Origin of the sequence: Salinisphaera sp. G21_0 (assembly GCF_017744115.1) — a bacterium.
In the GTDB taxonomy this organism is placed as follows: domain Bacteria; phylum Pseudomonadota; class Gammaproteobacteria; order Pseudomonadales; family Endozoicomonadaceae; genus Endozoicomonas.
The window spans coordinates 1-2540 of sequence record NZ_JAGHQW010000143.1; the positions used below are offsets into that span (position 1 = coordinate 1).

A 2540-nucleotide genomic window follows, 5' to 3' on the forward strand; every position below is an offset into this window, starting at 1 on the left:
GGCATCATAGCTGATGCATTGCTGGGCAAGGCTGCTGATGGTCAGGAAGTTATCCCGGAGCAGTTTGTCCATGGCCCGCAGGCCGTGGGCACAACACACGATCCGTTCAAGCGACCATTCAAGATAACTCCCGCCGTTGATGGTTATCTCTTCACCGCTGCGCTCGATGGCCTGCATCGCCCGGACATTGTTATTTTTGATGTCGTTTATCTGCCGCATATAGTCGTCATGGATCACCTGGCCCCGGTCCGCATAAAGTTTCAGCAGTTTTTTGCCCTGCGTGCTCACCTGCGACGGGCGACTGTCGGTGACGGAGGGGGTCGGAGTCGCAACGGGTTGGGTGGTGTGATCCGGTTCGATGGTTGGCGACGATGACTCAGCATCAGCATGATCGTCAATGGCCGACGGAGTCGCCTCAAGGTGAGCTGTTGGTGTTTGGGAAGGGGATAGTTGCGAAGTGGATAGTTGCGAAGTGGATAGTTGCGAAGTCATCTCCGGTGAGATCCGGGCCATGGTGCTGGATGACAATGTCTGAGTGCCTGCCATGCCTGATGGAGTCATTGACTCATCGGTGGTAGTGATCGGCGAAATCAGTTCTGGAGAGAACGGAGCCGAAGTGCTGGATGACAGTGCCTGAGTGCTTGCCATGCCTGACGGAGTCATTGTCACATCGGTGGTATTCATCGACGAACTGAGTTCTGGAGAGAACGTAGCCGTCGTGTTGGATGACAATGTCTGAGTACTTTCCATGCCTGACGGAGTCAGTGACACATCGGTGGTATTAATTGACGAACTCAACTCAGGAGAGAACGGAGCCGTCGTGTTGGGTGACAGTGTCTGAGTGCCTGCCATGCCTGACGGAGTCAGTGACACATCGGTGGTATTGATCGACGAACTGAGTTCCGGAGAGAACGGAGCCGTCGTGTTGGGTGACAGTGTCTGAGTGCTTGCCATGCCTGACGGAGTCAGTGACACATCGGTGGTATTCATCGACGAACTGAGTTTCGGAGAGAACGGAGCCGTGGTGCTGGATGATAACGTCTGGGTGCCTGCCATCACTGATGGGGTCAGTGACACATCGGTGGTATTCATTGACGAACTCAACTCAGGAGAGAACGGAGCCGTCGTGTTGGGTGACAGTGTCTGAGTGCTTGCCATGCCTGACGGAGTCAGTGACACATCGGTGGTATTGATCGACGAACTGAGTTCCGGAGAGAACGGAGCCGTGGTGCTGGATGATAATGTCTGGGTGCCTGCCATCACTGATGGGGTCATTGACACATCGGTGGTATTGATCGACGAACTGAGTTTCGGAGAGAACGGAGCCGTGGTGCTGGATGATAACGTCTGGGTGCCTGCCATCCCTGATGGGGTCATTGACACATCGGTGGTATTGATCGACGAACTCAACTCTGGAGAGAACGGAGCCGTCGTGTTGGATGACAGTGTCTGAGTACCTGCCATGCCTGACGGAGCCAGTGATGCATCGGTGCTATTGATCGACGAACTCAGTTCTGTAGAGAATGGAGCCGTGGTGCTGGATGATAATGTCTGGGTGCCTGCCATCCCTGATGGGGTCATTGACACATCGGTGCTATTGATCGACGAACTCAGTTCTGTAGAGAACGGAACCACGGTGTTGGATGACAGTGTCTGAGTGCCTGCCATGCCTGACGAAGTCATTGACACATCGGTGGTATTCATCGACGAACTCAGCTCTGGTGAGAACGTAGACGTCGTGCTGGATGATAACCTCTGGGTGCCTGCCATCCCTGTTGGGCTCAGTGATGCCTCAGTAGTATTGATCGACGAACTCATTTCCGTCGAGATCCGGGCCATCGTGCTGGATGACAATGCCTGAGTGCTTGCCATTCCGGACGGGCTCAATGAACCCGCTGTAGCATTAGCGAACGAACCAGACCCGGATGAGGCTAAAGCGGTGATACTGGACGACACTGCCTGGTTACTTGCCATCTCCGACGGACTCAACGACGTCTTGATCGTATTAACCGATGAACTTGACTCTGCCCCAATTGGAACTGTGGTATTGGCAAATAGTGCTTGAGTAGGGGTGCTCTCAGACTGGCGTGGTGCAGCCTCGATAGTGCTGGCCGACGAACTCAATCCTGCTACCAGGGCAGGTGCCGCGGTATCCGACCATAAAGCCGTCGTTAATGATGCTTCAGAGGCAGTAACGTCCGGTGGTACAAGGCTGGAATTACCCGGTGCGATTTGGGGTGTGATCGGGTTACTGCTGTTAGTAACGATTCCGGGATTGCTGCCTGGCCTGCCCGTGGCAGGTTGCAGGCCCGTGACGGGCGGCTGGCCGGTCGTTAACAATCCACTGGTGGGCGTGGTTCTCCTGTTACCACTGCCACCGGATGAGTCATCATGATCGGATTTGTCTTTGTCCGATGAATCATCATCACTATCACCCCCGCCTCCCTTATTCTTCTCATGCTCTGCCAGTTCGTAAACTTCATAACCTATCCAACCGGCAACACCGAGTGCCACCGCTGCAGCAGCGACCATAAGTAATC

The 2540-nt window shown here is 54.5% G+C and carries 1 protein-coding gene; it reads right to left on the bottom strand.

Annotated features, from left to right (window positions below):
- On the bottom strand, window positions 1–2540 hold a 2540-nt coding region (locus J7439_RS25230), incomplete at both ends, for a hypothetical protein (RefSeq protein ID WP_209204816.1).